This window comes from Nocardia seriolae NBRC 15557, from assembly GCF_007990715.1.
Taxonomy (GTDB): domain Bacteria; phylum Actinomycetota; class Actinomycetes; order Mycobacteriales; family Mycobacteriaceae; genus Nocardia; species Nocardia seriolae.
In genome coordinates this window covers 1-4,659 of the sequence record NZ_BJWY01000222.1, presented here as the reverse complement: position 1 = coordinate 4,659, position 4,659 = coordinate 1, and the positions used below count along the sequence as shown (strand labels likewise).

The 4,659-nt window shown below is 67.4% G+C and carries 4 protein-coding genes; 3 read left to right on the top strand and 1 reads right to left on the bottom strand.

Annotation, left to right across the window (positions count from 1 at the left end; all coding sequences use genetic code 11):
• Positions 1–46 precede the first annotated feature (46 nt).
• Entirely contained in the window at positions 47–1,192 is a 1,146-nt protein-coding gene (locus NS2_RS36575) for a DUF7373 family lipoprotein (RefSeq protein ID WP_033091655.1), read from the top strand.
• Positions 1,189–3,006, top strand: a complete 1,818-nt coding sequence (locus NS2_RS35070) for a serine/threonine-protein kinase (protein WP_052087101.1) — start codon at positions 1,189–1,191, stop codon at positions 3,004–3,006. Before NS2_RS36575 ends, NS2_RS35070 begins: the two co-directional genes overlap by 4 nt.
• Positions 3,007–3,102: 96 nt before the next feature.
• Here NS2_RS35070 and NS2_RS35065 read toward each other — a convergent pair whose 3' ends face one another.
• Positions 3,103–3,594 (bottom strand): DUF4254 domain-containing protein, encoded by a 492-nt coding sequence (locus NS2_RS35065; RefSeq protein WP_231992978.1) that lies wholly within the window; start codon positions 3,592–3,594, stop codon positions 3,103–3,105.
• A 193-nt stretch (positions 3,595–3,787) separates the two neighbouring features.
• Between NS2_RS35065 and NS2_RS35060 the strand changes: the two genes are divergently transcribed.
• Positions 3,788–4,627, top strand: coding sequence for a GntR family transcriptional regulator (locus NS2_RS35060; RefSeq protein WP_045440478.1), 840 nt, complete (start codon positions 3,788–3,790; stop codon positions 4,625–4,627).
• The last annotated feature ends 32 nt before the right edge of the window (positions 4,628–4,659 follow it).

The window sequence follows — 4,659 nt, the reverse complement described above, 5'->3', positions numbered from 1 at the left end:
GTATTAACGCATGCGTCTGAGGTTCCGGCTGTGGTCCGTGGCCGGAATGGGTGTCGCAGTGGTGGTGCTGTGCGCGGCGTGCGGAAGTGGCGAGGCCGCCGTGGCGGATTACGGGCCGTATTCGATCGTGCCGGGCGACAATGACTTCGACACGCGGCCGAGCCGGACGCGCGGGATGTTCGCGGAGTCTTTGCGGTTGGCCGATCACATCGTCTTCCCGGCCGAAATCGATCCCGAGTTGACGGCGATGCGCGGGGGTGGGGTGTCCGCGGATGATCGCGGATTTCACGAGAACGCACTCTCCGCGCGGCAGCGGGCGGCCGGGCGCGGGTACGGAGTGGTCGGTTCCTTCGGTCTCGCGGCGGCGAACCGGGCCGAGAATGCGGGGACTCCGCTGCTGAAATATCTGGCGGTGTCCCTCACCGCCTTTCGCGACGAGAAGTCCGCCGCCGCGGCCGCGGCCGAGATGGCGCGGGTCGATTTCGAGGCGAGTCCGGAGAACGCGCCCGTGCCACTGGCCGCTTTTCCGGCGGCGCTGAGTCATTGGCGGCCGGGCGTCGCGTCGATCGGCAGTCTCATGGCTTGGCAGACCGTGGTGATCCGCGTGTATGCCGAACTGCCGGATCCGGATCCGGGTCGCCTGGGCGATTTCGTGAGCACCGTCTATCGCAAGCAGCTGACGCAGCTGACCGGTTTCGATAGCGCGGCGGTGCCGGATCCGGCCGCGGTCGCCCTCGACCCGGATCGGCTGTTGAGCCGGATGATCCGAACCGGTGATCCGGTCGCGGACCCGAAGACCTTCGCCGCCTTCGGGGTTCGCGGGTACGCGGCGCTGTCACCCGAGCCCGCCCGCAAGCTCGCCGGACTGTCCGGCAATGGCGTGACCGCCCTGGCGGTCGAGCACAACAAGTTCCTGTATCGGATGCGGGATCCCAAAGCCGCCCGGTCGTATGCCGACTGGCTGGCCGAGGACCCGGAGAACTCGGAGTACACCTGGATGCGTAATGCCCGCGACCTCCCCGGCGCCCGCTGTTCGGAGGCCACCCGCCCGGACCCGAAATCCCTGCAGGCCCGCCGGTATCGCTGTGTGGTGGCGCGCGGCGAGTACGTGGCCGTGGTCTACAGCAATACCGACAGCGATATCCGGCAGCTGGCGGCGGCGCAGTACGCGGTGATGGCGGGTGCGCGATGAAGGCGCTGCTGCCCGACGATCCGCGCTGGATCGGCCCGCACCACATGATCGCCGTGATCGGGCGCGGCAGCATGGGCCGCGTGCTGCTGGGGCGGACGCCGACCGGGAAGCTGGTGGCGGTCAAGCAGATTCCGCGCTCGCACACCGAGGATCTGGAGTTCCGCGCGCGCCTGCAGCGGGAGCTGGAGACCGGCAAGCAGTTGACCGACGCGCTGTCCGGGGCCGTGGTGGACAGCGATCTGGATGCCGAGCGGCCGTGGCTGGCCACCGAATACCTGCCCGCCCCGGATCTGGCGACGGTCATCGCGGGCTGCGGTCCACTGCCGGTGCCGGGCCTGCGGCTGCTGGCGACGGGGCTGGCCGCCGCGCTGCTCGAGGTGCACCGCTCGGTGCTGGTACACCGCAGGCTCGAGCCCGGCAATGTGCTGCTGACGCCGGAGGGCCCGCGCATCATCGATTTCGGCCTCGCCCGCCCGCGCACCGGCGACGACCCGGCCGAGTCGAGCGGGTTCGTGCCGCCGGAGCAGGCCGAGGGTCAGCCGGTCCCCTCGGCCGCCGACATCTACGCGGTCGGCATGCTGCTGGTGCTGGCCGCCACCGGATCCGTGTCCGATACGCCTGATCTGCAGGCGGTCCCGCATTCGCTCCGCAAACTCGTCGAATCCTGTCTGGCACCGGATCCCGCCCATCGACCCTCGGCCCGCCAGCTGCTGGAGCAGGCCGAGCGTATTCCTGCGGAATCCGCTTGGCCGCAACCGGTTCTGGATTTCATCGAGGCGCATCGGACCGACGCGCAGTGGTGGGCGTCCAGCGGCGAGCAGGAGACCCGGTATCGAGATCAGCTGGCGCGCTTGGCCGGTCGGCGGCGGCGCACCATCGGCTGGGCGGCCGCCGGAGCGGTGGGCGTGCTGGTGCTGGGTGGCGTGGTGACCGGGTTGAGCCGGTCCTCGGAGACCGGTGGGCACGCACAGCCGCGCAAGGATCCGTCACTGGACTTGACGGCGTCGGAGCTGCGGCTGCTGGATTTCTGCGCGGTCCTCGACAAGGCGGTGGCCGGCAAACTCGGCACCCGCACCGGCGATCCGCAGGCCCTGCCGGAGGGCGGCTGCGCCACCACCGTGGTGGATGCCACGCAGCGAAAGGTGCACTACACCTTCGACATTCCCGATCACGCCATCGGTGTCGACCAGCTCGCCCCGACCGGCCGTACCGTCGCCTGGGGCCCGATCCTGAGCGCCGGGGCGGCGGAGGCCAAGTGCGATACCGCCGTGGTCACCCAGTCCGGTAACGCGGTGCCGCTGCGCATGTCCGCCGAGCAGCTGGACCCTGCGGCCCAGCCCGGAACCGCCTGCGCCGCTGCCGAACAGGCGCTGGTCGCCGTGGTCCAGCAGCTCACCGACTACGCGCCGCAGCGGCAGTTGCCGCCGGGTTCGATACTTCGTGTGGATCCGTGTGCGGTGCTGCAGGACAGCATGATTCGGGACATCACGGGCGCTCCTACGGATCATCAGCGCAGCCCGCACGCCTGCGCGACCATCGGCCGGGACGGCTCGGTCCGCGTCGACCTGGTCGAGGAGTCGCGCCCGGACCGGGGCGAGTGGGTCTACGACTCGCTGCGGATCGGCGAGTTCACCGCCTATGTCACCGGCGCCCGCTCCGCGAACGACTGCTATCTCAGCTATCTGGTGCGCCCGACCGAAAAAGACAATGCCGAACAGCTGAAGCTGACGGTGTCCGATCTGTCGAATTCACCGGACGCTTGCGGCAAAGCGGAAAAACTGTTGGCCGACGCGATTCCGCGTTTGCCGAAATGATCATTGCCCGGGTCCGCGCCGAGAGGCGGCGAATTCGGGCAGAACAAATGGCGGTCCGGGCCACCCTCGGGCCCGGACCGCTCGAGAGTTCCGCTTTTACCAGGCGGTCAGCCGACGCCGACCGGCGAGCACGTCGCGCACGAGATCGTCGTAGGCGTCGGACAATTCAGCTAAATGGTGCCAAGCACCGTGCAGCATTTCATCATTCGCGTCAAGGGTCATCAACGCGTGATGGGCGCGGACGGACGCCTCGGCGAGTCGGTCGATGACCGATCCGACGGTTTCGGTGTGCAGGGTCGCGCCCAGCCGGTGCTGGGGTACCGAGCGCACGATCCAGTCGTCAATGGCCATGACCAATTCGATTCGGCGGCGCTTGTTTTCGATGATCGAGGCGGGGTCGGTCTCCGGGCCGATGCCGCCGCGCCCGACCACTCGCCGCTCGTGCAGCACCGCGAGGTCGTGGGCGAACCACAGCAGAGGTCCGCCGATGACCCGGTGTCCGCGACAAGCGCGCAGGAGTAGGTCGGAGGTCGGCAATAGGCCGGAGGCCAGCGGCTGCGCCTCCATGTCCGCATACGAAGGAGACACGTCGGGCAATGCCACAACGACCGTGTTTGATGTCTCCGAACCTGCCACGTTGCCTCGCGTTCTTCGACGTATAACAACACCGCATTCAGGACGTTCATTACAATAAACCTCAGAATGCTGCTGTCAAGCCTTACACGGCAGTAGTGCCAGCGGAGTAGACTTCACAGCCTTGAAGCAACAACCGAGGAGCGAGATGGCGGACGGTCCGAGATATCAACGGATCGCAGACCTCCTCCGCGAGGAGATCCGCGCCGGCAAGTGGGAACCGGGCGATCGACTACCGAGTCACAACGAGTTGGCCGAGCAGATGCAGGTATCGATTACGACGGCTCGCAATGCGATTCAACTCCTCGTGGCTGAAAACCTGGTTTACACAGCAACTTCCCGAGGCACCATCGTGCGAAGTCAGGAAGTGCTGGAATCCGTTGTCACCAACCACATTCGGCCCGACAGACCCAAGGCCGCGCACGATATCTTCTCGGAGATCGCGCGCGCGGCGGGACGGGAGCCGTCCAAACAGTTCAGTGCCAGAATGGAACCGGCCAGTCCGGAAGTGGCGCACTGGCTGGGGGTGGCGCGTGACGAGTGGGTGGTGTCCCGCACGATCATGCAGTACCTGGACAACGAGCCGTGGTCGTGGGAGGTCAGCTTCTATCCGCGAGATCTGGCCGAGGCCACCGGAATCGACGCACCGCACGACATTCCGGAGGGCACCACGCGCCGGTTGGCGGAGCGTGGATTCGCCGAGACCGCGCATCGCGACACCGTCGTCGCACGGCCCGCCACCGCCGAGGAGGCGGCGCTGCTCGGGGTCGGCCCGGGGACGATTCTGCTCGATCATTTGCGCATCGGAGCAAACCACGAGCGCATTACTCGAGTGACCCGACATCGTTCCACTGCCGCCCGCAACCGACTGGCATACGAATTGGGTGACGACGAGGGAACGGACATTATTCGTAAAACTCTGGGCTCGCCCTATCCGCCCGGAAATTCCCATTCCTTCGGTAATTCCTTGCTACCCGGCGCGCCATGACCCCGCATCTGCGCCCGGCCTGCCTAGTGTCG

Coding starts and splice junctions, on each gene's coding strand:
- NS2_RS36575 (WP_033091655.1), top strand. CDS start 47: ATGGGTGTCGCAGTGGTGGTGCTGTGCGCGGCGTGCGGAAGTGGCGAG.
- NS2_RS35070 (WP_052087101.1), top strand. CDS start 1,189: ATGAAGGCGCTGCTGCCCGACGATCCGCGCTGGATCGGCCCGCACCAC.
- NS2_RS35060 (WP_045440478.1), top strand. CDS start 3,788: ATGGCGGACGGTCCGAGATATCAACGGATCGCAGACCTCCTCCGCGAG.